The organism is Neotamlana nanhaiensis, assembly GCF_000943555.1.
In the GTDB taxonomy this organism is placed as follows: Bacteria; Bacteroidota; Bacteroidia; order Flavobacteriales; family Flavobacteriaceae; genus Neotamlana; species Neotamlana nanhaiensis.
The window spans coordinates 426,514-452,820 of the sequence record NZ_JTDV01000002.1; the positions used below are offsets into that span (position 1 = coordinate 426,514).

Below are 26,307 nucleotides of genomic sequence, written 5' to 3' on the forward strand. Positions count from 1 at the left end.
TTTATCACGTTATACTTTACTTAAAAGCGTATGGCTTTTAATAATTTCTATTATTTTTGTTCAACTATGGCTACTAAAAAAAAGAAACCAAAAAAAATTAAAAAGAAATTACTCGATAAGTACCGCTTGCTTATACTTAACGAGGTTACTTTCGAAGAGCGTTTATCGTTTAAGCTTACGCGTTTAAATGTGTTTGTTTTAGGCTCTTTGGTATCGGTGTTTTTAATAGCTTTAACCTATTTAATTATTGCGTTTACACCTTTGCGCGAGTATATTCCTGGGTATTCTTCAACAGCTTTAAAAAAGAGGGCGACCGAGCTTAATTATAAAACCGACTCGTTACAGCAAGTTATTGCTATGAACGAGACATATTATACTTCCATAAAAAAAGTATTAAAAGGCGATATAAGTGCCGAAGATTTTAATAAAGATTCTATTGTAAATGCCATAAAAATTGAAGCATCCGAAGTTAATTTAAATCCAAACTCCGAAGATTCCTTATTACGTGAAAAAGTAGATAAAGAAGATAAATATAACTTATTCGAATCGGCTATATCGGCAACAAACTTTGTGTTATTTCCACCGGTAAATGGCACCATTAGTTCTGCTTACAATGCTAAAGAAAAGCATTATGCCGTAGATATTGTGGTTGCAAAAGACACACCTGTAAAAGCCACCGCCGATGGTATTGTTATTTTTGCCGAATGGACAGCCAACACAGGTCATGTTATTATTTTAGAGCATAGCCATGGTTTAATATCAATTTATAAGCATAATGGCTCGTTAACCAAGTCGCAAGGCGAGCTTGTAAAAGCGGGAGAAGTAATTGCAACAGCAGGAAATACTGGCGAATTAAGTACTGGTCCGCATTTGCATTTCGAATTATGGAACGATGGCTACCCAATTAACCCAACAAACTTTATAGATTTTAAATAAATGATATCATTAAAATCGGCGTTAGCAAAACCATTTGCCAAACGTGTATATAAAAGCATACAAAAATGGGCTAATAACCCTATTGAAACACAAGAAAAAGTGTTTCAAGATTTAATTGCCACGGCTACAAAAACAGTTTTTGGTCAAGATCACGATTTTGTAAGCATTAATAATCATGCCGATTTTGTTAAGCGTGTTCCTGTTCGCGATTACGAAGGGTTAAAATCTTATGTAGAGCGTATGGTTGCAGGCGAACCCGATATTTTATGGGAAGGCAAACCCATTTATTTTGCTAAAACTTCAGGAACTACTTCGGGCTCAAAATATATTCCAATTACCAAAGCTAGTATGCCAACACATGTTGAAGCGGCTAGAAATGCTATTTTGATGTATATTAAAGAAACGGGTAATGCGAAGTTTGTAAATGGTAAAATGATTTTTTTACAAGGAAGTCCCATTTTAAAGGAGCAAAACGGAATTCAATTAGGGCGATTATCTGGTATTGTAGCGCATTATGTGCCTAAATATCTGCAAAAAAACAGATTACCGTCGTGGGAAACCAATTGTATTGACGATTGGGAAACAAAAGTTGATGCTATTGTTGAAGAAACCTTACCAGAAAACATGACAGTTATTTCTGGAATTCCGTCGTGGGTGCAAATGTATTTCGAGAAACTAATTACTAAAACAGGAAAACCAGTAGGAGAGGTGTTTAAAAACTTTAACCTCTTCATTTTTGGAGGCGTAAATTATGAGCCTTACCGTGCTAAATTCGAGAAGCTTATTGGCAGAAAGGTTGATAGCATAGAGCTCTACCCTGCTAGTGAAGGTTTTTTTGCTTTTCAAGATAAGCAAAACGAAAAAGGCATGTTGCTGCAATTAAATTCGGGCATATTTTACGAGTTTATTAAAGCCGATGAATTTTTTACAGAAAACTCTGAACGTATTACGATTAAAGATGTTGTTATTGGTGTTAATTATGTTATGTTAATATCTACAAATGCGGGGTTATGGGCTTACAATATTGGCGATACGGTGCAGTTTACATCAACAAAACCTTATCGTGTTATTGTTTCTGGTCGCATAAAACATTTTATTTCGGCCTTTGGCGAGCATGTTATTGGTAAAGAAGTAGAACAGGCTATGCAAGATGCTATTTCTGGTACAAATATTCAAGTTTCAGAGTTTACGGTGGCACCTCAAATTAATCCTAACGAAGGCTTGCCATACCATGAATGGTTTGTTGAGTTTGAAAACGAACCCGATAATCTTTCAGAATTAGCAAAAAAAATAGATGAATCCCTTCAAAAACAAAACACGTATTATTTCGATTTAATTCAAGGAAACGTGCTTCAAACTTTAAAAATAACACCTGTTAAAAAAGGTGGTTTTCAGGCCTATATGAAATCTATTGGTAAATTGGGCGGACAAAACAAATTACCACGACTTGCAAACGACCGAAAAATTGTAGACCAATTTCCTCAAACCAGTTAAGTTAAATAGTACTATATTTGTATCCGATCGAAATCTACTTATGAATAGTAAAAAGCATCAAGGAAGAACCAGAGCTCAAGAAAGCTCAAACGCTATAGAGCGCATGTACATTACCATGCGACATTTATTTAATCGTGGGTTTTATAAACCTATGGGTATTTCGGGTGAAACTTTAAGGCAAGCGTTATTGTTATTGCGTCCTGAAATTTATGGGTCGGTAGCCGATGAAAAAGCCGAACTTGAGGGTTTACTTTACGTTATTGATAGACTTCCTGCGGGAATAGAAGAATGTACTTTTATTAATTTAACCAGTGATGAAGGTTACTCGAACTCACATTTTAAACCTATAATTCCTGAAAAACGTCGTCGTAATTGTTATCGTATAGATAATGAACAAATGAATATTGAAATTACACGAGGGCGATCAGAAATTTATGATATTTTAACGCATCTAACTTTCTTATTTATTGAGTCTCATAAAATAAGTAATCGTGTTATAATTAACGAAGAAGGTAATACTACGCGCGATTGGGAAAAACTTGAAAAAGTTGTTTTAAATAAAAAGAAATTAACCCAAGAAGAACGCGAAATAGCCATAACTCATGCGGCAAATATTTTAGGAAGAACGTTTAAAGAAATTACTGCTGTTTACCATAGTTTTGCAACACCAAAGCAACCCGAACGATTACTGCATATTGTATATTGGTTGGGTAAATTGGCTATTGAAGAACAGGTAAATAACAATAAGCGTACTGTTACTTTTACACCAGTTTTAAGAGAACGTATTGGGCATCACATTCATGGTGAAATTTGGGCCGATACCGTAAAGGAAACGCTTTATAAAAATGGATTGTTAAATCGCCCTATTCATATCATTAGTGCAAATATGCATAGTGTAATGAATACGTTGTTTGCTTTTAGTGCTTTAAAAACAGAATTCAATAAAAAGGATGCTTTTCAAGTTTATGAAGCGTTAAGCAAAAGTGAAAATGCTACGTTACGAAATAAAATAACCAAAGAAGCCTTGCAAAAAGGCATGATTTATATTGATGACAAATCGGGCGCAAATATTGATGTTCAAATTTTCGATACCGCAAAACTTGATGCCTCAAAAATAGACTTAGAGGTTTCAGAAACAGTTTTAAATCAAACTCAACCTGTTATTTTAGTAATGGATTATGCGTTTGGTGAACAGGCTTACGAAACTATTGACGAGCTGTTAAAACCCTATCAAACCAAAGGCAAAAAAGTGCATTTAAATGTGGAATCTGTTTCCATAATGGGGAAAGCAGGTATTTTAGAAGGCGGTAAAGGCGATATTATGATTCCTTCAGCACATATTTTTGAAGGAACAGCCGATAATTACCCTTTTGAAAACGAACTTAAAAAAGAAGATTTAGAAGGGCAGGGTGTCGATGTATACGAAGGTTCAATGATAACCGTTTTAGGAACCTCGTTACAGAACAAAGATATTTTAAAGTTTTTTTACAATTCAACTTGGCAAGTTATTGGGTTAGAAATGGAAGGTGCGCATTACCAAAAGGCTATTCAAGCAGCGGCTAAAGTACGCGGCAGTATTGGACCAGACGTAAAAGTACGTTATGCCTATTATGCTAGTGACAACCCATTAGAAACAGGAGCAACTCTTGCTTCGGGAGGTTTAGGAACCTCTGGAGTAAGACCAACATATTTAATAACAAGAACAATTTTAAAACAAATACTAAATAATATTTAAAATGAGCAAAGATTTACAACCATCATCGCAAAAATCTGAAGAAGTCGATTTAGGGCAGTTGTTTACAGTGATTGGTAATGTTTTTAATCGGTTTATTGGTTTTATAGTCTCAATTTTTAAGGGTGTATACAAAATAATTTTACTTTTATTATTACACATTTATAAACGTATATTTTGGTATATTGGATCTTTAATTTTGGGACTTATAATTGGAGGTTTTATTGATTTTAATTCTGAAAAAGTATATGGTGCCAATATGTATGTTGAAACTAATTTTAAGTCAGCAAGACAAGTTTATGAAAATATAAAACAATTTAATCAGTTAGCAGAGGAAGATAAGGATTCTCTTGAATTAGCTAAAATTTTAAATATTTCGGTTAGTGACGCTGCTAAAATAAAAGGGTTTTATATAGAACCGGATTTAGACGAAAACGTAATGGCGAAAATGTATTCGGACTTTTATAAGCATCTGGATTCAATTTCAAAAGTTGAAATGAATTACGAATTATATAAGCAATCGCTAACGCCTTATAATTTTGTAATTCATCGTATTGGGGTTGCAAGTGTAGATAAATATCTATATCAAAAAATTGAAGCTAGTTTTACTAAAGAACTTTCGGGAAATGAATATTTAAAGCAACTTTTATCTGTTAACCGAGACAATTTAGGTAAAAAGGATAAAACTTTAAAAGAACAAATTAGTAAAACAGATTCATTGGTTAATGAATATTTAAAAATTAGGATTAACCAATCGAATAAGGAAGCCATGGCTGATTCAAGTACTAACCTTTATATGGGTGCACCTGATAATAATAATAATAATTTAGTTGTTAATGAAGCAAGTATTCTTGAAAAGAAGTTAGATTTAGAGCAAGAACGCCGACAAATAAATGTTAGTAAAGTAGAACAACAGTCTGTGGTGAATGTCTTAGCTGGTTTTCCAAAGTCTGGTTATGATATTAGTGTTTGGCATCAGAAAAAGAAATTTACACTACCAATAATGTTTTTTGTAGCAACATTTTTATTTTTCCTTCTTTTCGGATTAAAGAAATATCTAGATTCTGAAAGTAAAAATTTATCAATTTAATTCGTTGTTAAATGAAAATTCTAATAACTGGCGGTGCAGGATTTATAGGTTCACATGTAGTTAGGTTATTTGTAAAGAAGTACCCTAATTACCAAATTTACAATCTTGATGCACTTACATACGCTGGAAATTTAGAAAATTTAAAGGATGTTGAAGACGAACCAAATTATTCGTTCCTAAAAGCCGATATAACAGACGAGGAAACTATTAATGGACTTTTTAAAACGTATAAGTTCGATGCTGTAATTCATCTTGCGGCAGAGTCGCATGTAGATCGTTCAATTACAGATCCTTTAGCCTTTGTGAAAACAAATGTTATTGGTACGCTAAATTTGTTAAATGCTTTTAAAAATCTTTGGAATGAAAATTTTAAAGGCAAGCGCTTTTATCATATAAGTACAGATGAGGTTTATGGAACGTTAGGAGAAACTGGCTTATTTACCGAAACCACATCTTACGATCCAAATTCCCCTTATTCAGCTTCAAAAGCAAGTTCCGATCATTTTGTTCGTGCTTATGGCGAAACTTACGGATTACCTTATGTAATTACGAATTGTTCCAATAATTATGGGCAAAATCAGTTTCCAGAAAAGTTAATTCCCTTGTTTATTAACAACATAATTAGTAAAAAGTCGTTGCCAGTTTATGGTGATGGTAATTATACTAGAGATTGGTTGTATGTTGTTGATCATGCCTTAGCCATAGATTTGGTTTTTCGCAAAGGGAAAAATGCTGAAACGTATAATATTGGCGGGTTTAACGAATGGAAAAATATCGATTTGGTTAAAGAATTATGTAAGCAAATGGATGCTAAATTAGGGCAGCTTGAAGGTACATCGGAGCAATTAATTACGTTTGTAAAAGATCGCCCAGGTCACGATTTGCGTTATGCTATTGATGCTTCAAAAATTAATAAAGAATTAGGTTGGAGTCCTTCGGTAACATTTGAAGAAGGTTTAAAAATAACCATCGACTGGTATTTATCGAATACCGAATGGTTAAAAAATGTGACTTCTGGTGCATATCAAAATTATTACGAAAAACAGTATAGTTAATCATTTATGAAAGGGATAATTTTAGCAGGCGGATCGGGCACGAGATTGCATCCATTAACACTTAGTGTTAGTAAGCAACTCATGCCAGTTTACGATAAACCTATGATTTATTATCCGCTTTCAACCTTGATATATTCGGGCATAAATGAAATTTTAATTATTTCAACGCCTAAAGATTTACCACTTTTTAAAGATTTATTAGGTGATGGTAAAAAATACGGCTGCCGTTTTGAATATGCTGTTCAGGAGGCTCCAAATGGACTTGCCGAAGCTTTTATTATTGGAGCAGATTTTATAGGAAACGATAAAGTTGCCCTTATTTTAGGTGATAATATTTTTTACGGAACAGGGTTAAGTAAATTGTTACAAGCCAATAACGATCCCGAAGGTGGGATTATTTACGCCTATCGAGTTCACGACCCAGAGCGTTATGGTGTTGTAGAGTTTAATGCTGAAGGACAAGCCGTATCTATTGAAGAAAAACCAGAAAAACCAAAATCTAATTACGCGGTTCCGGGTATATATTTTTACGATAATTCGGTAGTAGACATAGCAAGAAATATAACACCTAGTAAGCGAGGAGAACTTGAAATAACCGATATTAATAAAACCTATTTAAAACAAGGAAATCTAAATGTAAGTGTGCTCGATAGAGGCACAGCTTGGTTAGATACTGGTACATTTCAATCACTTATGCAAGCCTCGCAATTTGTTGAGGTTATCGAGGAGCGTCAAGGTTTAAAAATTGGATCTCCAGAAGCTGCTGCGTTCGAAATGGGCTTTATAAACGAATCAGAATTTAAAGCATTGGCACAACCACTACTTAAAAGTGGTTATGGTAAAAATTTACTCGGATTACTCAAAAACAAAAAATGATTGTAACGGAAACCAAATTAAAAGGTTGTTTTATTATAGAACCAAAGGTTTTTAATGATAGTAGAGGTTATTTTTTAGAAAGTTTTAATCAAAATACTTTTGAAAAGAAAACAGGCGTATCGGTAAACTTTGTTCAAGATAACGAATCCTTATCTACAAAAGGTGTTTTGCGAGGGTTACATTACCAAAAAGGAGACTTTGCTCAAGCTAAATTAGTTAGAGCTGTAAAAGGAATGGTTTTAGACATAGTAGTCGATTTAAGAACAGATTCTCCAACCTACGGCGAGCATGTTTCGGTTGAATTATCAGAAGAAAATAAAAAGCAACTCTTTGTTCCGCGTGGTTTTGCACATGGATTTATTGTGTTAAGCGAAACAGCATTGTTTTCATATAAATGTGATAATTTTTATAATAAAGCATCCGAAGGAGGAATTATATACAACGATAAAAATCTAAATATCGATTGGAAGCTAAATGCAGACGATTTTATAATTTCAGAGAAAGATTTACAACTTCCAACGCTTCAAATGGCAAAATTATGAGAAAAATTTTGGTTACTGGAGGTAATGGACAGTTAGCACAATGTTTAAAGGTATTAGCCAATAGTTTTGAAGGGTATCAATTTTCGTTTTATTCTAAAGATGATTTCGATATTACCAATGCAATTCAAGTTGATGCTGTTTTTCAAGCCGAAAATTATTCATTTTGTATAAACTGCGCTGCTTTTACAAATGTTGATGCTAGTGAAACCAATAAAGCTTCAGCCGAAGCAATAAATTATCAAGCCGTTTATAATTTGGCACATGCATGTAACAAACATAGTGTAAAGTTAATTCATGTTTCAACCGATTTTGTTTTCGATGGCACTCAGTCAACACCTTATAGGGAAACAGATAAAACCAATCCTTTAGGCGTTTACGGCAACACCAAATTATTAGGCGAACAAGCTATACAAAACACATACGAAGCCTATTATATTGTGCGAACCTCTTGGTTGTATTCCGAGTTTGGCAATAATTTTTTAAAAACCATGTTGCGCTTATCCGAAACAAGGCCAGAACTAGGTGTGGTTTTCGATCAGGTAGGTACACCTACCTATGCAAAAGACTTGGCGGCTTTAATTATTGCTATAATTCAAAAAGATAATGATGCTTTTGGAGTATATCATTACAGTAACGAAGGTGTTGCGAGCTGGTACGATTTCGCAACGGAAATTTTCAACTTAAAAAATTTAAAAACAAAAGTATTACCCATTCGCTCTGAGCAATACCCAACACCTGCAACACGACCAAGTTACAGTGTTTTTGATAAGCAAAAAGTAAAACATATCTTTAGCATTTCTATTCCGCATTGGAGATCGAGTTTAGAAAACTGCTTACAAAATGTGTAAATTATGAGTTATAGCATAGCAATAATAGGTTTAGGATATGTAGGATTACCACTAGCCGTAGAATTTGCTAAAAAATATAAGGTTGTTGGTTTCGATATTAGTGAAAACCGAATAAACGCACTAAAAAATGCTAACGATAGCACCTTGGAAGTTGAAGAAAGTAATTTAAAAGAGGTTTTAAGTGATAATGAAAACGGGTTAATATTAACTACAAATCCAGATCATATAAAAGATTGCAATATTTACATTGTAACCGTACCAACACCTGTTGATAAAAATAATAAGCCCGATTTTACACCGTTATTAAAGTCTTCTAAAGTGGTAGGAAGCGTTTTAAGACAGAACGATATTGTAATTTACGAATCTACGGTATATCCTGGTGCAACCGAAGAAGTTTGTGTGCCAGTTTTAGAAGAAGAAAGTAAATTAACCTTTAACAAAGGTTTTTTCTGTGGCTATTCGCCCGAACGTATAAATCCGGGAGATAAAACACGAACTGTTACCAAAATTACTAAGGTAACTTCTGGATCTACGCCCGAAATTGGTAAAACAGTTGATGCACTTTATAAGTCTATTATAGAAGCTGGAACACATTTAGCCCCGAGCATAAAGGTTGCTGAAGCAGCCAAGGTTATTGAAAATGCGCAACGTGATATAAACATTGCCTTTGTAAACGAACTGGCTAAAATATTTAACCTTTTAAATATTGATACACATGATGTATTAGAAGCTGCGGCTACAAAATGGAATTTTTTACATTATAAACCAGGTTTAGTTGGTGGCCATTGCATTGGTGTCGACCCGTTTTATTTGGCGCAAAAAGCTCTAGAGGTAGGTTATCATCCCGAAATAATTTTGGCTGGACGCCGATTAAACGATAGTATGGGCGAGTTTGTTGCTACCGAAGTATTAAAGCTTGCCGTAAAAAATAATATTGAAATTAATACAGCTAAAGTGCTTATGTTGGGTATCACATTTAAAGAGAATTGCCCCGATATAAGAAACACAAAAGCAATTGATGTATATCGTGCTTTAAACGATTTTAATATGAATGTAGATGTTTACGACCCAAGAGCATCATTCGAAGAAGTTAAGGCCGAATACGGCATCGAATTAATTAAAAGCATCAATAAAACATACAATATTATTGTACATTGTGTATCTCATAGTGATTTTGAAACCTTGAATTTTTCAGAAATTAGAAGTAAAAACTCGGTGTTTTACGATGTTAAAGGTACTTTAGATGTTAATGTAATTGACAAACGACTTTAAGCGGCTTTAAGAATGTACGAAAACAAATATCACGAACAAGAATTAAGTCAATATACGTTTTTAGTAACTGGTGGTGCCGGATTTATTGGTTCTAACCTCGTAGAGTATTTGTTAAAATATAATGCAAAAAAGGTAGTAATTCTCGATAATCTTGAAACAGGGTTACTATCAAATATCGAAAACTTCATAAAACAAGATAACTGTAGTTTTATTGAAGGCGATATACGTGATTTAGAAACCTGTCAAAACGCTGTAAATGGAGTCGATTTTATTCTGCATCAGGCAGCATTAGGTTCGGTACCGCGTTCCATAAAAAATCCTATAAAAACTAACGAAGTAAATGTTACTGGTTTTTTAAATATGTTAATGGCGGCTATTTCATCATCGTCTTTATTAAAAATGGTATATGCTGCGTCTTCTAGTACGTATGGCGATCATCCAGGTTTGCCAAAAGTAGAAGATAAAATTGGGAATCCGTTGTCGCCTTACGCGGTCACTAAGTATGTTAACGAACTTTATGCTGATGTGTTTAACAAAACTTACGATTTGCAAATTGCAGGCTTAAGGTATTTTAATGTTTTTGGTCCAAAACAACAACCAAATGGGGCATATGCGGCAGTTATTCCCTTGTTTTTTAAAGGCGCTTTAAACAACACGGCTGTAAAAATAAATGGAGATGGCGAGCAAACCAGAGATTTTACGTATATTGAAAATGTTGTTCAAGCTAATATAAAAGCATTATTTTCAGAAGAAGAAACGCATGAGGTTTACAATGTAGCATATGGCGAAAGAATAAGCATAAACAACCTATGGGAAACGATTAAAGAATTAACCAATTCTACTATTAACCCAGAATATGGACCAACCAGAGTGGGCGATGTAAAAAACTCACTTGCAAACATAAATAAGGCAGAAAAAGACATAAACTACAAACCCCAGTTTAATTTACAAACAGGGTTGAAACAATCTTTAAAATGGTATTTAGCAAACAAATAAAATTATAAAACGTTGTTAAAGTTACTAATTATGTTATTTTTGCAGAGATTAATTCCTATGAAATTAGTAGGAATAAAAATTACTAAATAAAAGAACATTTTTCTAACATGTTAAAAAACCTACTCCTTGCTATTGAATCTTCCCTAAAAGCAGGTGAAGAAATCTTAAAAATTTATAATAAAGATTTTAATATAGAATTCAAAGATGATAAGTCACCTTTAACGGAAGCCGATTTAGTTTCAAACGAAATAATAGTTAAAAAGCTTAAGGAAACTAACATTCCAATAATTAGCGAAGAAAATAAAACAATTGATTTTGAAACCAGAAAAACTTGGTCGCAATGTTGGATTGTCGATCCTATTGATGGCACTAAAGAATTCATAAAAAAGAATGGTGAGTTTACCGTAAATATAGCTTTGGTTGAAAATGGAAAAACAAAACTAGGTGTTATTTATGTACCCGTTACTAAAGAGCTTTATTACACTAATGAAGACCAAACTAAAGCATACAAAACTATAATTTCGACTCAAGATTTACCTGTAGAACCCTTGCTTTTTAAAGCTGAAGATGAAATAAATAAAGCCGAACAAAATGCTTCAAATATTAAAGTAGTTGGTAGTCGCTCCCATATGAACGATGATACTCTAGATTTTGTTGAAAGCTTAAAAACTGAAGGACAATCTGTTGAAATTGTATCAAAGGGCAGCTCTTTAAAATTCTGTTTGGTAGCAGAAGGAAAAGCACATGTGTATCCAAGATTTGCGCCAACCATGGAGTGGGACACTGCCGCAGGACAAGCGATTTGCGAAGCTGTTGGATTAACAGTGATAGACCAAACAACTAAACAGCCAATGACTTACAACAGAGAAAATTTATTAAATAACTATTTTTTAGTTACAAATAATGGCTAAAAGTGTTTATAAAAGACATATAGCAAAGGCAATTACATGGCGTTTAGTAGGCACTATTGATACCATTGTACTTTCTTGGATTATTTCTGGTAATCCACTTACGGGTTTAAAAATAGGAGCTTTTGAGGTGGTAACTAAAATGATTTTGTATTACTGCCACGAACAAGTTTGGTTTAAAATTAAAATTGAAGAAAGCAAAAAACGCCATCTTATTAAAACGGTTACGTGGCGATTAATTGGTACAATCGATACCATGATTTTAGCTTGGATAATATCAGGAAACCCTTTAACAGGCTTAAGTATTGGGCTTGCCGAAGTTTTAACTAAAATGGGCTTATATTATTTACACGAGCGTGCATGGTACAAAATTGATTTTGGATTAGATAAACGAAGACGATTAAAACGATGGAAAAAAACATCAAAAAACACGAGTATAAAATCGGGAAATTAGAGCGCCAACTGTTAAAAAAGCATAATTCTTTTTTAATATTTTTTACTGGATTATCAGGTTCGGGAAAGTCTACAATTGCAAATGCTCTTGAAGAAAAACTAAATAAACTAAGTGTACACACTTACACGCTCGATGGTGATAATATGCGTTTTGGATTAAATAAAGATTTAAGTTTTACACCCGAAGATCGTACCGAAAACATAAGACGTATAGGTGAAACAGCTAAGTTATTTATCGATGCAGGAGTTGTAACCTTAGCTGCATTTGTAGCACCGTACGAAAAAGACAGAAAAAACATAGAAGATACCGTAAAATCTGATAACTTTGTTGAGGTTTTTGTAAACACAAGTTTAGAAGAATGCGAACGAAGAGACGTAAAAGGCTTATATAAGAAGGCGAGAGCGGGAGAAATTAAGAATATGACGGGTATTTCTGCCCCTTACGAAGCGCCGCAAAATCCAACAGTTGAGGTGTCGCATTTAAATACAATAGAAGAATCGGTTGAAATTATTTTTCAAGCCATTAAAAATAAATTAGAAATTAAAGAGTAATGAGTAAATATTATTTAAACTATTTAGACGAATTAGAATCTGAAGCGATTTTCGTTTTAAGAGAAGTTTGGGCACAGTTTCAAAACCCAGTAATATTATTTTCAGGAGGAAAGGATTCAATTGTAGTAACGCATTTAGCAAAAAAGGCGTTTTATCCTTCTAAAATACCATTTTCTTTAATGCATGTCGACACGGGACATAACTTTCCTGAAACGATTCAGTTTAGAGATGATTTAATAAAAGAATTAGGTGCGAACTTAATTGTAGGTTCGGTACAAGAATCAATTGATGAAGGGCGTGTAGCTGAAGAAAAAGGAAAAAACGCAACCCGTAACGCTTTACAAATCACGACACTTCTTGATGCTATTGAAGCCAATAAAGTAGATTGTGCAATAGGCGGTGGCCGTCGCGATGAAGAAAAGGCAAGAGCCAAAGAACGTTTCTTTTCGCACCGTGACGATTTTGGGCAATGGGATCCAAAAAACCAACGTCCAGAATTATGGAACATCTTTAACGGTAAATATTTCGAAGGTGAGCACTTTAGAGCTTTTCCAATTAGTAACTGGACCGAAATGGATGTTTGGAACTACATAAAGCGTGAAAACCTTGCCATTCCATCGTTATATTTTGCTCACGAACGTGAAGTGGTTTGGAGACAAAATTCATGGATACCAAACTCTGAGTTTTTAGTTTTAGAAGATCATGAAGAGGTCGTAACCAAAAAAATAAGATTTAGGACTTTAGGTGATATTACGATTACTGGTGGTATAGAATCTGATGCCGATACGTTAGAAAAAATTGCAGATGAGGTTTCAACTATGCGTCAAACCGAACGCGGAAACCGTAGTGACGATAAACGCTCAGAATCGGCTATGGAAGACCGCAAACGTCAAGGGTATTTTTAAAAAATTATAAATAAAAATTGAAAGTGTCACCTTGAGCGCAGTCGAAAGGTCATTTTAAAAAATAAGCGAATAAACATGTTAGATAATAATCAATTATTACGTTTTACAACCGCAGGAAGTGTAGATGATGGAAAAAGTACCTTAATTGGTCGTTTGTTATATGATTCTAAATCTATTTTTGAAGATCAATTAGAATCAATTGAAAATACAAGTAAACAAAAAGGACACGAAGGTGTAGATTTAGCGTTGTTTACTGATGGTTTACGCGATGAACGCGAACAAGGAATCACCATTGACGTAGCCTACCGTTACTTTACAACACCAAAACGAAAGTTTATCATAGCCGATACTCCTGGGCATATTCAATATACCAGAAACATGGTAACAGGAGCTTCAACAGCAAACGCTGCATTAATTTTGGTGGATGCACGCCATGGTGTAATCGAGCAAACCAGACGTCATGCTTTTATTGCTTCATTATTACAAATCCCTCACATTATTGTTTGTGTAAACAAAATGGATTTAGTCGATTTTAGTGAAGAAGCTTATAACAATGTGTTAAGTCAGTTTGAGGAGTTTTCATCTAAATTATTGGTAAAAGATGTGCGTTTTATACCAATGAGCGCGCTATTAGGAGATAATGTTGTAAACCGCAGCGAAAACATGAGTTGGTATCAAGGTGCGCCATTATTGCACACTTTAGAAACCATGCATATTAGTAGTGATGTAAATAAAGTAGATGCGCGTTTCCCTGTTCAAACCGTTTTAAGGCCGCAAAGAGAAGGTTTTATAGATTATAGAGGATATGCTGGTAGAATTGCAAGTGGTGTGTTTAGAAGAGGCGATGAGGTTACTGTAATGCCTTCTGGATTTACAAGTAAAATAAAAACAATAGATTTTGATACAAAGGAACTTGATGAAGCTTTTGCGCCAATGTCGGTATCTATAACTCTAGAAGATGATATAGATATTAGTCGTGGTGATATGTTAGTACGATCTAATAATAAGCCAGAGCCTTCTCAAGATGTTGAAGTTATGCTTTGTTGGTTAAACAATACAGCTTCAAAGCCTAGAGCTAAGTATAGTGTTTTCCATACATCAAATCAGCAAAAAGCTATGATAAAGGATATCGTTTATAAAATTGATATTAATACTTTGCAGCGTAAAGAGGATGATGGTGAATTAAAAATGAACGAGATCGCAAAGGTTAAAATACGTACGACTAAGCCATTAATGATAGATTCTTATCGAGAAAACAGAACAACTGGAAGCATTATTTTGGTTGATGATGCCACTAATGAAACGGTGGCTGCTGGCATGGTGGTTTGATTTTAGTTAAATGATAAAGCAGCTAAAAAATAAACTAAAGCATTTAGATGAAAATACTATAGATGTTTTTAAAAAGTTTATACCTACAACTATGGTTAAAGTTGGAGGTGTTGTATTTGGTTTTCTTATAAGTTTATATTTAGCAAATGTTTTAGGAGCTGATGGCTTAGGAGTAATAGAGTTGATGAACAAAATAACTGCAATTGTTATTGTTTTTTGTTTGTTAGGTGTTCGTCAACTTATTATTAAAGAAGTTGCCATTTCATATCTTAAAGATAACTGGGAACGCATAGGTTATTTTATTTATACATCTATAATTATTAGTGGAACCATAACTTTTGTTGTAGCCCTAATTTTGGTGTTTTCAGCATCTTTTATTTCTACTGCATTTAGCATTTCAGAATTAAGAACCCCTTTGGTTATTGGTTCAATAGTAATGGTGTTTCAGGTTGTTTCTCAAATTTTGTCATCAGGAATTATTGGCTTAAAAAGAATATGGCAAGGAAGCTTAATTGACCAAACATTAAGCCTCGTATTAATTGGAGTACTTCTATTAGCATTTTATGTTTTTAAAATAAATATTGATATTGTAGCTACAGCTATTATTTATGCGATTAGTAGAATAATCGTTTTAATTTGTGCTAGTATTTATTGGAAAAATATATTTTTAAACAAATCATATAATTTAAATTTTGATTTTAAACTAGTTAAAAAAAGTTTGCCATTTTTATTATTGGCAGCTACTGGAATTATTGCTTCGAATATAGATAGTATAATGCTAGGGTGGTTGTCTACAGCAAAAAATGTAGGTCTTTATGCTATCGCTTTTAGATTGGCATTTTTATCTGTTTTTTTTCTAAATATTACCAATGCAGCACTTTCTCCAAAAATAGCAGAAATGTATGCAAATAATAAACTTAAAGAGTTGAACAAAATGGTACAAAATGTTACGTTAGGCTTGTGGTTTGTGGCTTTAATTCCTTTAATAATATTTGTTTTTTTTGGAGAGTATTTATTAGTATTATGGGGAGAAGAGTTTAGATACGCCTATTGGCCGCTAATAATTTTGAGTATTGGTCAATTATTTAATATAGGAACGGGAGCTGCAGGTTTAACTTTAGTAATGTGTGGCTTCGAGAAAATACAAGCATATATTTCAATGGGTGTTATTTTTTTAAATACTATTTTAAACTATTTTTTTATCATTTCTTTTGATGTTACTGGTGCAGCAATAGCAACAACAATAACTTTAGCAATTGGTAATATAGCAAAGCTTATCTTTGCAAAACATAAAACAGGAGTATATACTTTGCCAATTTAAGTCGTAAATTATGATAACACAAGGTGTGATTTATATAGCAAATGGTGATAAATTTATTAATGAAGCCATAGCATCTGCAAAAAGTTTAAAACAGCATAACTCTAACTTATCTGTTACGTTATTTTCAAATAAAAAGGTTGGAACAGAATATTTTGACAAACAAATATTAATTGAAAACCCAGGGTATAGAGATAAAGTTTATTACTTAGAAAAGTCGCCTTATGAACGCACTCTTTTTCTTGATACAGATACCTTTGTATGTGATAATATTGATGAGTTGTTTTTTTTATTAAACCATTTCGATATAGCTCTTGCTCATGCCCCAATGAGATTAGCCCAAGATTATAAACCGATTTTAAGCCATTTAAATCAGCAAAAAATTACACGTGCTTATCCAGAGTTTAACACAGGTGTTATTTTGTATAAAAATGGCGCTCATTTTAAAGCGATGATGAAACATTGCCAAGAGCTTTATAATAGTTATTCAGAAAACGGAAAATTAAAGTTGCCAGATCAAATTGTTTTTCGAGAAGCGATTTATTACTCAAAATTAAAATTAGCTACACTTACGCCAGAGTATAATTGCCGTTCGTTGTTTTATACATATGTTGAAGGTACCGTTAAAATTTTACATGATAGAAGAAAAAACATGTATAAATGGGCAAAAAAAGTAAATAAAAGTAAATTTCCTAGAATAATTATTCCTGGAATTGGGTGTATAACACAAAAAAGTATATGGTTTAAATTAATTAGTAAATTATAATAATGAAATCGCCAATATTTATTTTTTCTTTACCTAGAAGCGGATCAACCTTGCTACAAAGACTTTTAATGGCACATAAGTCAATTAGCAGTGTGTCAGAACCTTGGATTCTCTTGCCATATATTTATTCAACAAAACAACACGGTGTGATATCAGAATATTCAAGTATTAATTCGTATACTGGAGTTTCAGATTTTATTAATAATTTACCTAATTCAGAGAAGGATTATAAGGGGGCTTTAAGAAATTTTGTTTTAGAGTTATATGAAAAGCAATGTAGAAAGAATGAAGTTTATTTTTTAGATAAAACTCCTCGTTATTATCTTGTTATAAATGAGATAGTTGAATTGTTTCCAGATGCAAAATTTATATTTCTTTTTAGAAACCCAGTTCAAGTTTACGCTTCAATTATAAATACTTTCGCCGATAATAAACTTCAATATTTTAATACTCAAGAGGATGTTATTGATGGGATGGAATTATTAAGTGAAGGTTATAACAGGCATAAGCAAAATGCTATTTTTGTAAATTATGAAAGTTTAACTGAAAATTCGGAAGTTGAATTAAGTAAAATTTTTGAATATTTAGAGTTAACCCCAGATTTCGACGTTTTAAGCAATTTTAGTTCGCAAAATACAAAAGGTCGATTTGGAGACCCTACAGGTGTTAAAGAGTATAACCAAATCTCCTCAAAAAGTATTGATAAATGGAAAAAAACTTTTAATAACCCTGTTCGAAAAAGACACCTTCTAAAAACAATAAATAGTATATCTTCTGAAACTTTAAATATTCAAGGTTATAATAAAGCACAACTTTTAACCGAGATAAAGTCCATTAAGGTGAATTTAAAAGGAATAGTTTTGGATTTTAAAGATTTGATTTTTAGTTATTTAGTAAGAAGGTTTAAATTGAACTTATTTTTTGCTAAAACTTTAAAATGGACTAATAAAAAATTCCTTAATTAAAATTAGAATATGTTTTTTTCTGTTATTACAGCTACTTACAACTCGCAAAAAACCGTAAAAGGAACTTTTGACTCATTGTTAAATCAAACCTATACTGATGTTTTTGAATACATTGTGATAGATGGTAATTCTCAAGACTCTACAATTGATATTATAAAAAATTATGAGTCAAAGTTTAAGGAAAAAAACATAAATTTTAAATGGATAAGCGAGCCAGATACTGGAGTTTATAATGCCTGGAATAAGGGGTTAAAAATGACCTCTGGAAGTTACATCGCTTTTATAGGGTCAGATGATAGGTTCTTACCAGATGCGCTTAGCTTGTACCATCAAAAAATTAGTACTAATTTAAATTATGATTATTATTGCTCTAAAGTGAAAATAGTAGACAATAATATACCTATATCTGCTTATGTTATTGCATATTGTAAAAGAAATGGCATGATAAAAAGTTTACCACACGTAGGTTCTTTTCATAATTCAAAGCTCTTTAAAAGTGTAGGCCATTTTAATGAAGAGTATAAAATTGTTGGAGATTATGAGCTCTTGCTAAGACCCAAAACGCAATTAAAAGTGTATTCTTTTGATTATTTTACAACCGAAATGGAAATAGGAGGTATTAGTAATAACCCTAAATTTGTAAAGAAAACTTTATTAGAGTTAAAAAGAGCTAGAATTGAAACAGGAGGATTTTCTATATTTTATGCTAATATGCTTTATTATAATCATTTTTTAAGAATAAAATACGTAGCTTTTGCAAAACGAATTTTAGGAGTAAATTTTTCAACTAAAATTAATAAGTACTTTAAAAAGTTTTAAAATTAAAAGGTAGTATATACTTTACACGCTTTTAAGAAAGAAGATTCTCGAAGGGAAACTTGACGCTTGTAAGCTTCCCCTGAATCTTATTGAAAACCTTTAATGTAAAATTAGAAAACACACTAAAAACAAGATCTAATTTCCAACATATGAATCTGTTATGAAGTCCACTTTTTTAGACCTTAGAGAGGCTACCAAAAAAAGGGCGATGCCTATTAGAAATTGATTTAGGATCAATAATATTAATTATTTTTTATTCACCAATTCTAAATCAGCTATATTTAGCTTTCTAATTATATCAAAATCACATTAATTTATAATAATATTTTTAAAAGCTAATGCTAAAACCCTCCTATCTTTACTATTTCGAGGCTGCATAGGATTAGAATATTCAAATCTTAAAGTATTCTTAGTCATATTATTCAAACTTTTAGGTGTAAAATATAGAGTAAGTTTTTTATTTCTTCCTGATATATTGTTATTATAAATTATAGAATCGTTTAATAAAATTTTGACTACTTGTTTACCTAAAACATCATGATTTATTTCAATTGTTCCTTTAAACTTTTTCTTATCTTTTATATTAAAAATTAGTTCTGAATAATTATCGCAACTCCATCTGTGCTTTGCCTCTGGGCCATACCAATTTTTGAATTTTAATTTTTTAGAATTGTGATTAATAATTTGATTAGGTTCTATAAAATTTGATTCTGAGGAATTATTAGTATCAATATCAACTATATTAATATTATTACCTGTAGAATTAGTAGCAGATTTATTAATAAATTTCAATAATTTTTTTTCAATTGACTTAATTACTTTTAATGATCCTAATTTCGACAAATGGTCTTTGTCTGAAAAATAAATTTCCCCATTTTCTTGTTCAATACACATATTATCTTCACAAAAAACATCCGAAGGATTAATAAAATGAATATTAGTAAATTTATTAAAATAATCTCTAAAATATGAATTTATAGCAAATGAGTGTGCTGAAGGAGTAAAATACGATTGTGGATTCATATTAGAAAAATATTTCGGCACTAATAAGTTGTCAACATAACTTAAATCATGTTTACTTTTAAAGGGATTTTCTCCAATAATTATAATATCTCTTTTACTTAATATTTTACTAAATTGCACTATTTTTTCACAAAGTTCTTTATATCCAGTTGAATCAATTTTAAAATTTTCATAGCTATTTGTTTTACTATTTTTCACCTTTGTACTCGCCATTTCACCATTCCAAAAATGACTTATAAACACAGGCGTTTTAGGATTACTATTTATTAATCTAATTAGGCTATTTAAGTGACTTTTAGTTTTAGTAGAATCGATCCGTTTATGAATTATATCTGGTAAGTGTAGAGTAGATATTTTATAACTCATAAAGGTCTTCTTTTTATGTTTTTTAACCATAATAGAATCTAATCCAAAGCTATAATGACCAGCGTGACTATCTCCCATCCATATCATATCTATAGAATTTCTTTTTTCTAATTTCCCTAAAAAACCATATTTTTCATAACCCGCTGCTCCCCAATTTTTTATTTGATATTTTTTAGGGTCTTCAAACAATTTTAAATTTTCGATTTTTTTATTATCAACTCTCCAAACCCATCCATCACTATTAATTACACTAGTTTTAATATTAGAAATGATTATGATACATAAGAGTATTAAACTTATTAATCCATGATTAGAAATTAGTAAAGGTTTATTTTTATATGCTCTTAATGGAGTCTCAAAATAATTATAAACAATGTAAGAAATTAGAAACATAGCTAACAATAATAGAATATTTTCTATTACCGTGAATTCAAAACCATAAATAAAGGAATAGAAGACTATTATTGGCCAATGAAACAAATAGAGTGTATAACTTATTTTTCCTGTAATTTTAAATATATTTAAATTATAAATTTTAGAAATAAACTCATTTGGCTCATTGCATATAAAAAGTGCAGCGCCTATACAAGGAAATAAATTAAGAGTACTCATATACTCTGTCTCAGAACTAAAACAAAATACAGATATTATTATAATAACTAACCCTAATAAGTTTAAATAATTTTTTAAAATTTTTCCTTTAAAGGATATGAAAACTAATAAACCACCTATTACAAACTCAAAAACTCTAAAAGGTAAGAAAAAAAATTGTAGAGATATTAAGCTATCAGAAAAATTGGGGTCACTTATAAAATAACCTATAAATTTTTCGGAAATATAGCCTTCAGAAGAAATAAAATTAAAAATTAAGCTCAATAAAAATATTGTAACTAAAGCGAAAATAATGTATTTAGCTTTCTTTAATATTTTAAATAATAACAAAAACGTTAGTGGATAAAACAAATAGAATTGTTCTTCTATTGCTAAAGACCAAGTATGTAATAATGGTTTTAGATTTGCACTAACATCAAAATAATTAGTTTGGCTTAAAAAATAGAAATTAGAAGCCGCAAAAGATGAAAAAAACATTGACTCTATAAGTCCGGTAAACAATGAAGGGGGAAAAATTAAAAACCCAAGAATGAATGTAAACAAAAACATTAAAAACAATGAAGGAATTAATCTTCTTATCCTTCTTATGTAGAAGTTTTTTAAATTGAATTTACCTGTATGTAAAAGTTCTTTATTTATATTTCGGGTTATTAAAAAACCACTAATTACAAAAAACACATCGACTCCTAGAAAGCCTCCAGGTATTAAAGGATTCCCTAGGTGAAATAATATCACAAAAATTACTGAGATTGCTCTTAAAAAATCAATATGCTCAATATAATCTGAATTTTTTGTCATGCTAATCATTAAATTAAAATAGGTCAGCTAAAATAAAAAACTATAATAAAAAACAGTGCTATTTATAATAAAATATTTGTAGAAGGCAGTATCTCACAAAGAGTGTAAAGTATAAATACCAAGGGGTGTAACCCTCGGTATTTTTTGTTTAATTTTAAAATTCGTACACTTCTGAAGAAAGAAGATTTTCTAAACGACGATTTTTTAAAACAGTTCAAAACAGGGAACGAACGGACCTCCTTTTTAAAACCCATTTAAAAGCGAGGTATTGAGAAGACTGCAAGGGAAACTTGACGCTCATTTAGACTATGAGAAGCACCAATAATTCGATAAAAGCAATACCTGTAACGGCTATGGGTATAAAAGATAAAAACAGCATTGTGAGAGACTAATATTAAAGGTCCCAGAGACCGAGAAGTTTCTTTTAGCCCTATATTGGTTCCAAAAAACATGGTTGTTGGTATAACGTCATTATCAGCCTTTATGCCAAGGGCAAGAGTAACGCTGATATCAAAGAACAAATCCGTGAGTCTGCGATTTTGATGTACCCACCAAAAGCGCAGCATAAGCCGCTCTAGAAGACTTTGCTCAGAAATGGAAACAAAGTACTCTTAGGCTATTAAAAGCAGGAGAGACAACTGGAGGAGCTTATCGCTTTTTATGAATTTCCTGTTGAAATTAGAAAAATCATTTACACTAAGAATCTTATTAATAACCTTAATGGAAAATTAGAAAACACACTAAAAACAAGCTCTAATTTCCAATATATGAATCTGTTATGAAGACCACTTTTTTAGCCCTTAGAGAGGCTACCAAAAAATGGTCGATGCCTATTAGGAATTGGGGTATTATTTTAAACTAGTTTTTAACTATATTTGAAAAAAGTTTCAACTTTAAAAAAGCTAAACCCACGATTTATAACTTACACGTTTTACCGGATAGTGTCAAATAAAATCAATTAAAAATGAAAATTAAGGTTATAGTAATTTTCTCCTTGTTTATTTTTTTCCTTCCATTTACTCAGGCACTTACGTTGAATGTTGGTTTTCCTTTAAAGATGTCAGAATTATTTTTATTTGGTTTGATTTTTATTTTTTTAGGTAAAAAAGTAAAATTATCTGCCTTTAAAAATGTTAATAGAATAAGTTTATTAATTGTTTTATTTTTGATTTGGGCTATTCTTTCTTTTGTAATTAATATAGCCTGGAAGTATGATTATCCTTTAAAGGAGTTTCCTTTTAGAATTAATGCTCTTGGAGACAGTTTATTAAGGGTGTTTTACATTGTTTTAAATTTTTTAGCTTTTTTTATAAGTGTTCATTTTTTTAAAAACAGGTCATATTTGCTAAAATATTGGGTTTATGGTGCGATTTTAGCAAGTATTTATGCATGGTATTTATTTATATCTTCCAGTTTAAACTTACCTTATTTTAAGCTTTATGGAATGCAAGAATCACCTCAAAATTTAAATGGAATAATACGATGTGGAACATTTAGAGAAGGGAATTATTTTGGGTTATTTTTATTGCTTTCTGGGGCTATTTCTTTTTATTTAAAAAAGAACAAAACAGGCATTTTTCTATTACTCACAATTATAACAACTTTTTCTACTATAAGTATATTTAGTGCTTTTGTTTTTTTAATTTTTACGCAACGAAGGAAGTTTTTTAGAAAGTCTGTTTTTTATAAAATATTACTTCTTATACCCATAGTTTTCATTTGTTTTCTAGTATTTATTAATTCATCGTACTATGAAAAATACATAGACTCGAAGTTAAGTTCTCCATCAAATGTTTTAACATCCGAAAGTTTTTCTAAAAACGATAGAACACTTACAGCTAGAATTGGTTATTTTCAAGGTATTAATAATCCTTTTTTTGGAGTTGGACCCTATAATTATGGATTGCACTATGATGAATATAACGATTTTGAAGAATATTTTTTAAATAATAATGAATGGTCATTAGAGTTTTACCAAAGAAAAAATAAACGTGCCATACCAAATAATGTTTACATTGAAGTTTTGGCCGAATATGGCATAGTTGGGTTTATAATATTTGTTTGTATTTTACTTAAAATTTTACAGGTTGCATTCAAAAATAAATCTGATTTGATAACAGGAAGTTTAATAGGCATTTTTATTTCGTTTAATGCATTCCCTTCTTTTATAATGTTGTTTGTTTGGGTGTTTTTTGCCATTCCTATCGCTATGCAAGCCACTAAGAATAATGAGTTAATATGATGTTAAATAAAACTCAAATTAAGTTACAACACATTAATAGTTTACTTTACCTAGTAGCTATGTTACCTCTGTTTTCTTTAAAAATGGTGAGTATTTCTATAATAATTTTTTTAGTTACTGCGTTATTTAATTTTTTTCATAGAAAAGAAAAATTGGAGTCGATCAACTATAAATATATTCTTCTTTTTGCTGCACCTTTTTTCTTAAATATTTTAGCTTTATTATACACTAATAATTATCAAATTTCTTTAAAAATTCTCGAAAAAAATTTAGCGATAATAATTTTTCCTGTAGTATTTTTTTTTCTTAAGCCTTTTTATAGGAATAGTCAATTTATTCGATTTATACAGGTGTATATTCTGTCGTGTTTTGCAATGGTTGTATTTTCAATTATTTACGTTCTTGTTAATGTTTCAAATATTGTTGTAAATAATACTAATAATAACAATTACCAATCAGTCGTTAAACTTAGAGAGTCTTTAGATCTTGTACCTATAATTGGGGAACATACAATTTATTATTCCTTATTAGTTGGGGTTGGTTTATTGCTTCTTTATTACAATAGATTTAAGAGTATTATATTAAATATATTGCTTTACGTTTTTTTTGTACTAGGGTTATTATTGGCAAGCTCAAAAGGCGTAATATTAGCACTTATTTTGGTGTCAATTTGTGTTATTTTTCAAAAGAATAAAAATGTCAAAAGATCTAGTTTAGTTACAGTTGTTTTCCTTGTCGGAATTTCCCTTTTAGGTTATTTTTCACCATTAAAAGTTCGAATCGAATCGTTTTTTAAAAACAAACATTTTTATCCTACAGGAATACATTATAATTCAGTTAATATTCGTAATGCTATTTATAGTTGTTCATTTTCATTAATTGATGATGCTGGGCTTTTTGGGTTTTCACCAGGAGATACACAAGTAAAATTAAATGAATGTTACAAACAATTCGATACTGTAGCATTTCAGAAAAAATCTTATAATACACATAATCAATACCTTGATTATTTACTTTCATTTGGATTTGTAGGCTTGTTTATTATGCTTTTTGTATATTTTCAATATTTGAAAATAGCTTTAAAAGCTAATAATAGATTTTATTTAAATTTTTTAATATTTTTTTACATTGCATTTTTAACTGAAAATATTTTAGCAAGAAATACAGGTATTATTTTGTTTAATTTATTTAATTGTTTAATGGGGTATCGAGTGTTAATTTTAAAAGAAACCTATGAATAGTAAAAATAATATTGTTATTAATAGTAGGTTTTTAACTCAGCCAATTACTGGTGTACAGCGTTATGCAATTGAAATTTCTAGAGAGCTGTTAAAGTCTGATTTAAATATTGTATTTGTGGCCCCAAAAAATATAATTCATAAAGATTTGGCTAAAGAATTTAATGTGAGCGTTATAGGTAATGGTTTTTTTAAAGGGCACTTTTGGGAGCAAATAGTCTTGTTTATTTACGTTTTAAGAAAACAAAGTGTTCTACTTTCATTTTGTAATACGGCTCCTATATTTTACAAAAAACAATTTGTTACTATCCATGATTTAAGTTATCTAAAATATCCAAAGTGGTTTTCCAAGTCTTTTAGAATTGTTTATGGGTTTTTAATACCCAAAATAATTAAAAATTCTATTTGCATTTTTACTGTTAGCGAAGTTTCAAAATCTGAAATTATTTCAGACTTTAATGTGATTTCAGAAAAAATAAAAGTAACTCATAATGCAATTGGAAAATCATTTTTTAAGGACAACACATCAATAAATAAAAATAAAGAGAAATACATATTGACTGTTTCTTCACATCACCCAAGGAAAAATTTCAAAAATTTAATAAAAGCTTTTAAAAAAATAAAGAACACTAATATAAAATTATATGTTGTTGGTAATGTTGTATCTCATTTCTCAAAAAATGATCAAATATTAAATGAAGAATTAAATAACAGAATTGTTTTGTTGAAGGGTGTAAGTGATGATGATTTATTAAATTATTATGAAAATGCCGAGTTATTTGTTTATCCAAGCCTGTATGAAGGTTTCGGAATTCCAATAATTGAAGCAATGAGTTTAAAAACACAATGTGCTATTTCTGATATTCCTGTTTTTAGGGAGTTATTTAAAGATAATGCTTCATACTTTAATCCAGAATCTATTTCGTCGATAGTAGATAGTATAGATTATCAATTAGAAAATCCAAAAAGTGAAAAGGAATTAATAGATATTAAATCTAAAATTTTAATGAAATATAATTGGAAAAATTCTTCAAATATTATTTTAGAAGTTTTAAAGGAAGAATTAAATAAAAATGTTTAGAAAAAGTAAAGAAGATTTAATTGCATTAAAGACAGTTTACAATATCCCATTTATTGTAGCTATTTTGTCTAATAGGGGTTGGCACGCCTTA

General features: G+C 30.9%; 23 protein-coding genes and 2 pseudogenes. 24 read left to right on the forward strand and 1 reads right to left on the reverse strand.

Features of this window, described 5'->3' with window-relative positions; genetic code table 11:
• Positions 1 to 66 precede the first annotated feature (66 nt).
• The 20 genes and pseudogenes from PK35_RS05005 to PK35_RS18035 all read left to right on the forward strand — a co-directional run.
• On the forward strand, positions 67 to 936 hold the full coding sequence (locus PK35_RS05005) for a M23 family metallopeptidase (protein ID WP_044625579.1): 870 nt from the start codon (positions 67 to 69) through the stop codon (positions 934 to 936).
• Entirely contained in the window at positions 937 to 2,430 is a 1,494-nt protein-coding gene (locus tag PK35_RS05010; RefSeq protein ID WP_044625580.1) for a GH3 auxin-responsive promoter family protein, read from the forward strand.
• A gap of 40 nt (positions 2,431 to 2,470) precedes the next feature.
• Positions 2,471 to 4,165 (forward strand): DUF6909 family protein, encoded by a 1,695-nt coding sequence (locus PK35_RS05015; protein WP_044625581.1) that lies wholly within the window; start codon positions 2,471 to 2,473, stop codon positions 4,163 to 4,165.
• 1 nt (position 4,166) lies between these two features.
• Positions 4,167 to 5,252, forward strand: coding sequence for a hypothetical protein (locus PK35_RS05020; protein WP_044625582.1), 1,086 nt, complete (start codon positions 4,167 to 4,169; stop codon positions 5,250 to 5,252).
• Positions 5,253 to 5,263: 11 nt separating this feature from the next.
• Entirely contained in the window at positions 5,264 to 6,307 is a 1,044-nt protein-coding gene (rfbB, locus tag PK35_RS05025; RefSeq protein ID WP_044625583.1) for a dTDP-glucose 4,6-dehydratase, read from the forward strand.
• A gap of 6 nt (positions 6,308 to 6,313) precedes the next feature.
• Positions 6,314 to 7,183, forward strand: a complete 870-nt coding sequence (gene rfbA, locus PK35_RS05030; RefSeq protein WP_044625584.1) for a glucose-1-phosphate thymidylyltransferase RfbA — start codon at positions 6,314 to 6,316, stop codon at positions 7,181 to 7,183.
• Positions 7,180 to 7,725, forward strand: a complete 546-nt coding sequence (gene rfbC, locus PK35_RS05035) for a dTDP-4-dehydrorhamnose 3,5-epimerase (protein ID WP_044625585.1) — start codon at positions 7,180 to 7,182, stop codon at positions 7,723 to 7,725. Before rfbA ends, rfbC begins: the two co-directional genes overlap by 4 nt.
• The gene (gene rfbD / locus PK35_RS05040) at positions 7,722 to 8,573 is read left to right on the forward strand and encodes a dTDP-4-dehydrorhamnose reductase (RefSeq protein ID WP_044625586.1); all 852 of its coding nucleotides are present in this window, start codon (positions 7,722 to 7,724) and stop codon (positions 8,571 to 8,573) included. The genes rfbC and rfbD overlap by 4 nt, the downstream gene beginning before the upstream one ends.
• A 3-nt stretch (positions 8,574 to 8,576) precedes the next feature.
• Positions 8,577 to 9,845 carry a nucleotide sugar dehydrogenase gene (locus tag PK35_RS05045; protein WP_044625587.1) on the forward strand — a complete coding sequence of 423 codons (1,269 nt, stop codon included), beginning with the start codon at positions 8,577 to 8,579 and terminating at the stop codon, positions 9,843 to 9,845.
• 12 nt (positions 9,846 to 9,857) lie between these two features.
• Complete coding sequence (locus PK35_RS05050; RefSeq protein WP_044625588.1) at positions 9,858 to 10,841, forward strand: SDR family oxidoreductase; 984 nt, start codon at positions 9,858 to 9,860, stop codon at positions 10,839 to 10,841.
• A 107-nt stretch (positions 10,842 to 10,948) separates the two neighbouring features.
• A complete protein-coding gene (gene cysQ, locus PK35_RS05055; protein WP_044625589.1) occupies positions 10,949 to 11,752 on the forward strand; it encodes a 3'(2'),5'-bisphosphate nucleotidase CysQ in 804 nt (267 codons plus the stop codon).
• Positions 11,745 to 12,203: a DUF2061 domain-containing protein gene (locus PK35_RS05060; RefSeq protein ID WP_044625590.1), complete on the forward strand. Its 459-nt coding sequence runs from the start codon at positions 11,745 to 11,747 to the stop codon at positions 12,201 to 12,203. The genes cysQ and PK35_RS05060 overlap by 8 nt, the downstream gene beginning before the upstream one ends.
• Positions 12,158 to 12,754, forward strand: a complete 597-nt coding sequence (cysC, locus tag PK35_RS05065) for an adenylyl-sulfate kinase (RefSeq protein WP_044625591.1) — start codon at positions 12,158 to 12,160, stop codon at positions 12,752 to 12,754. Before PK35_RS05060 ends, cysC begins: the two co-directional genes overlap by 46 nt.
• Positions 12,754 to 13,659: a sulfate adenylyltransferase subunit CysD gene (gene cysD, locus PK35_RS05070; RefSeq protein WP_044625592.1), complete on the forward strand. Its 906-nt coding sequence runs from the start codon at positions 12,754 to 12,756 to the stop codon at positions 13,657 to 13,659. The genes cysC and cysD overlap by 1 nt, the downstream gene beginning before the upstream one ends.
• 75 nt (positions 13,660 to 13,734) lie before the next feature.
• Positions 13,735 to 14,988, forward strand: a complete 1,254-nt coding sequence (locus tag PK35_RS05075) for a sulfate adenylyltransferase subunit 1 (protein ID WP_044625593.1) — start codon at positions 13,735 to 13,737, stop codon at positions 14,986 to 14,988.
• 10 nt (positions 14,989 to 14,998) lie between these two features.
• Positions 14,999 to 16,309, forward strand: coding sequence for a flippase (locus tag PK35_RS05080; protein ID WP_044625594.1), 1,311 nt, complete (start codon positions 14,999 to 15,001; stop codon positions 16,307 to 16,309).
• Between the two features lie 10 nt (positions 16,310 to 16,319).
• On the forward strand, positions 16,320 to 17,072 hold the full coding sequence (locus tag PK35_RS05085; RefSeq protein WP_044625595.1) for a glycosyltransferase: 753 nt from the start codon (positions 16,320 to 16,322) through the stop codon (positions 17,070 to 17,072).
• 2 nt (positions 17,073 to 17,074) lie between these two features.
• On the forward strand, positions 17,075 to 18,037 hold the full coding sequence (locus tag PK35_RS05090; RefSeq protein WP_044625596.1) for a sulfotransferase family protein: 963 nt from the start codon (positions 17,075 to 17,077) through the stop codon (positions 18,035 to 18,037).
• Between the two features lie 9 nt (positions 18,038 to 18,046).
• The gene (locus PK35_RS05095; RefSeq protein WP_044625597.1) at positions 18,047 to 18,856 is read left to right on the forward strand and encodes a glycosyltransferase family 2 protein; all 810 of its coding nucleotides are present in this window, start codon (positions 18,047 to 18,049) and stop codon (positions 18,854 to 18,856) included.
• Positions 18,857 to 18,938: 82 nt separating this feature from the next.
• Positions 18,939 to 19,082, forward strand: a pseudogene (locus PK35_RS18035) (IS256 family transposase); the annotation flags it as partial.
• A gap of 83 nt (positions 19,083 to 19,165) precedes the next feature.
• Here PK35_RS18035 and PK35_RS05100 read toward each other — a convergent pair.
• The gene (locus PK35_RS05100) at positions 19,166 to 21,655 is read right to left on the reverse strand and encodes an acyltransferase family protein (RefSeq protein WP_157841057.1); all 2,490 of its coding nucleotides are present in this window, start codon (positions 21,653 to 21,655) and stop codon (positions 19,166 to 19,168) included.
• A gap of 171 nt (positions 21,656 to 21,826) precedes the next feature.
• On the opposite strand from PK35_RS05100, the pseudogene PK35_RS18045 reads away from it, so the two are divergent.
• The 4 genes and pseudogenes from PK35_RS18045 to PK35_RS05115 all read left to right on the forward strand — a co-directional run bounded on the left by PK35_RS18045 (position 21,827) and on the right by PK35_RS05115 (position 26,216).
• A pseudogene (locus PK35_RS18045) lies at positions 21,827 to 22,517 on the forward strand (transposase).
• Between the two features lie 102 nt (positions 22,518 to 22,619).
• On the forward strand, positions 22,620 to 23,897 hold the full coding sequence (locus PK35_RS05105) for an O-antigen ligase family protein (protein WP_044625599.1): 1,278 nt from the start codon (positions 22,620 to 22,622) through the stop codon (positions 23,895 to 23,897).
• Positions 23,894 to 25,138 carry an O-antigen ligase family protein gene (locus tag PK35_RS05110; protein WP_082048524.1) on the forward strand — a complete coding sequence of 415 codons (1,245 nt, stop codon included), beginning with the start codon at positions 23,894 to 23,896 and terminating at the stop codon, positions 25,136 to 25,138. Before PK35_RS05105 ends, PK35_RS05110 begins: the two co-directional genes overlap by 4 nt.
• Complete coding sequence (locus PK35_RS05115; protein ID WP_044625601.1) at positions 25,131 to 26,216, forward strand: glycosyltransferase family 4 protein; 1,086 nt, start codon at positions 25,131 to 25,133, stop codon at positions 26,214 to 26,216. The genes PK35_RS05110 and PK35_RS05115 overlap by 8 nt, the downstream gene beginning before the upstream one ends.
• Positions 26,217 to 26,307 lie beyond the last annotated feature (91 nt).

Coding starts and splice junctions, on each gene's coding strand:
- PK35_RS05105 (WP_044625599.1), top strand. CDS start 22,620: ATGAAAATTAAGGTTATAGTAATTTTCTCCTTGTTTATTTTTTTCCTT.
- PK35_RS05045 (WP_044625587.1), top strand. CDS start 8,577: ATGAGTTATAGCATAGCAATAATAGGTTTAGGATATGTAGGATTACCA.
- PK35_RS05100 (WP_157841057.1), bottom strand. CDS start 21,655: ATGACAAAAAATTCAGATTATATTGAGCATATTGATTTTTTAAGAGCA.
- PK35_RS05075 (WP_044625593.1), top strand. CDS start 13,735: ATGTTAGATAATAATCAATTATTACGTTTTACAACCGCAGGAAGTGTA.
- PK35_RS05085 (WP_044625595.1), top strand. CDS start 16,320: ATGATAACACAAGGTGTGATTTATATAGCAAATGGTGATAAATTTATT.
- cysD (WP_044625592.1), top strand. CDS start 12,754: ATGAGTAAATATTATTTAAACTATTTAGACGAATTAGAATCTGAAGCG.
- PK35_RS05010 (WP_044625580.1), top strand. CDS start 937: ATGATATCATTAAAATCGGCGTTAGCAAAACCATTTGCCAAACGTGTA.
- rfbB (WP_044625583.1), top strand. CDS start 5,264: ATGAAAATTCTAATAACTGGCGGTGCAGGATTTATAGGTTCACATGTA.
- PK35_RS05005 (WP_044625579.1), top strand. CDS start 67: ATGGCTACTAAAAAAAAGAAACCAAAAAAAATTAAAAAGAAATTACTC.
- rfbA (WP_044625584.1), top strand. CDS start 6,314: ATGAAAGGGATAATTTTAGCAGGCGGATCGGGCACGAGATTGCATCCA.
- cysC (WP_044625591.1), top strand. CDS start 12,158: ATGGAAAAAAACATCAAAAAACACGAGTATAAAATCGGGAAATTAGAG.
- PK35_RS05115 (WP_044625601.1), top strand. CDS start 25,131: ATGAATAGTAAAAATAATATTGTTATTAATAGTAGGTTTTTAACTCAG.
- PK35_RS05060 (WP_044625590.1), top strand. CDS start 11,745: ATGGCTAAAAGTGTTTATAAAAGACATATAGCAAAGGCAATTACATGG.
- PK35_RS05095 (WP_044625597.1), top strand. CDS start 18,047: ATGTTTTTTTCTGTTATTACAGCTACTTACAACTCGCAAAAAACCGTA.
- rfbC (WP_044625585.1), top strand. CDS start 7,180: ATGATTGTAACGGAAACCAAATTAAAAGGTTGTTTTATTATAGAACCA.
- cysQ (WP_044625589.1), top strand. CDS start 10,949: ATGTTAAAAAACCTACTCCTTGCTATTGAATCTTCCCTAAAAGCAGGT.
- PK35_RS05080 (WP_044625594.1), top strand. CDS start 14,999: ATGATAAAGCAGCTAAAAAATAAACTAAAGCATTTAGATGAAAATACT.
- rfbD (WP_044625586.1), top strand. CDS start 7,722: ATGAGAAAAATTTTGGTTACTGGAGGTAATGGACAGTTAGCACAATGT.
- PK35_RS05020 (WP_044625582.1), top strand. CDS start 4,167: ATGAGCAAAGATTTACAACCATCATCGCAAAAATCTGAAGAAGTCGAT.
- PK35_RS05015 (WP_044625581.1), top strand. CDS start 2,471: ATGAATAGTAAAAAGCATCAAGGAAGAACCAGAGCTCAAGAAAGCTCA.
- PK35_RS05090 (WP_044625596.1), top strand. CDS start 17,075: ATGAAATCGCCAATATTTATTTTTTCTTTACCTAGAAGCGGATCAACC.
- PK35_RS05050 (WP_044625588.1), top strand. CDS start 9,858: ATGTACGAAAACAAATATCACGAACAAGAATTAAGTCAATATACGTTT.
- PK35_RS05110 (WP_082048524.1), top strand. CDS start 23,894: ATGATGTTAAATAAAACTCAAATTAAGTTACAACACATTAATAGTTTA.